Origin of the sequence: Xanthobacter sp. NM-59, assembly GCF_021401125.1 — a bacterium.
Taxonomy (GTDB): Bacteria; Pseudomonadota; Alphaproteobacteria; order Rhizobiales; family Xanthobacteraceae; genus Xanthobacter.
The window spans coordinates 1-1609 of the sequence record NZ_JACBFQ010000026.1; the positions used below are offsets into that span (position 1 = coordinate 1).

General features: G+C 67.4%; 1 protein-coding gene. It reads left to right on the forward strand.

What is annotated here, in order from left to right:
* Positions 1 to 120: 120 nt before the first annotated feature.
* Positions 121 to 1167, forward strand: coding sequence for an IS110 family transposase (locus L0966_RS22130; protein ID WP_234054268.1), 1047 nt, complete (start codon positions 121 to 123; stop codon positions 1165 to 1167).
* Positions 1168 to 1609: the final 442 nt, after the last annotated feature.

A 1609-nucleotide genomic window follows, 5' to 3' on the forward strand; every position in this document is an offset into this window, starting at 1 on the left:
GTTAGCCGGGGTACTGACCAGTGCCCCTTCGCCAGCGGTCTGGCGGTGGCGATGATGCCCTCCTGCGATCCAGGACTGCGGGGCGTGGTGCTCCGTCCGGATCGGCGACGGAGGCGGACCATGGACTTCTATGCGGGACTGGACGTGTCGCTGGAATCGACCAGCGTGTGCGTGGTGAATGCCGAGGGCAAGGTGGTCCGGGAGGGGAAATTGCCCTCCGATCCGGATGCCATCGAGCTGTTCCTGGCCGAATGGGGCGTCCACCTCAAGCGGGTCGGGCTGGAAGCTTTTTCGTTCAGCGCCTGGCTGTTCTCCGCCCTCGACGACAAGGGCCTGCCGGTGTTCTGCATCGAGACCCGCCACACCAAGGCGGCTCTCAACGCCATGCTCAACAAGACCGACCGCAACGACGCGCGCGGTATCGCGCAGCTGATGCGCACCGGCTGGTTCCGGGCGGTCCACGTCAAGTCGCGCGAGGCGCAGGCGCTGCGCGTGCTGCTCGCCGGCCGCAAGGCGCTGCTCGGCAAGGTCATCGACATGGAGAACATGATCCGCGGCGTGATCCGGCCGTTCGGGCTGAAGGTCGGCGAGGTGTCGACGGGCCGGTTCGAGGCGCGCGTGCGCGAGCTGGTCGCCGGCCTCGGCGAACTCGAACAGATCATCGCGCCGCTGCTCGCGGCCCGCGCGGCGATGCGGTTCGAGTTCACGCGGCTGCATCGCATGGCGCTGGCGGCGGCGCGCAACGACAAGGCGGTGCGGCGGATGATGACGGTTCCCGGCGTCGGCGCCATCGTGGCGCTGACCTTCCGCGCCACCGTCGATGATCCCACGCGGTTCAAGAAATCCACGACCGTCGGCGCCCACTTCGGGCTGACGCCGCGCCGCTACCAGTCGGGCGAGACCGATTGGTCGGGCCGCATCTCCAAATGCGGCGACGAGGCGACGCGGGCGATGCTCTACGAGGCGGCGATCGCCATCCTCACGCGTATCCCCAAGAGCTTCAAGCTGCGGCTCTGGGGGCTCCGGCTGATGAAGAAGAAGGGGCTGAAGAAGGCGGCGACCGCGGTGGCGCGGGCGCTCAGCGTGCTCCTGCACAGGATCTGGGTCGACGGCTCGACCTTCCGATACGGCGCCGGCCTGAAGGGCGGCCGGCTCGCTCGCGCCTGATGAGGGGCTGAGCGATCCGACCGCCCCCACCATCGGCGTCACCAGGTTCCGCCACGGCGGAGCGGCGTCTCCCGGGGAGACGGGGATTTGGGCGAGATCGAAACTTGAGTTGCCGGCAGCCTTCGGGAAAAACCGCACGGCGCTTGTTAGCCTGACCGCCTGGTCTCCAGATCCCGGAATGTGGCGGACCCCATGCCGACCACGGACGTTAGCGAGTGCTCCTCGGAGAGACATGCGCCGCACCTCAGCGTGACGAAGTTGGACGGGAACGGCCGCAGCGCGGACAGACGGCGGCGCCCGCGCGTTCCGGCGCGCGGCTGCGTGCGTCATCGCAAGTAAAAGCGGCTTTACGGATCAGTCTGTCGGTGGCAGACTGAAATGGAGAGGCGTTGTCTCCACAGCTTGTTGCTGAACAACAACAAGTTAGAGTCAGTACGTTAGA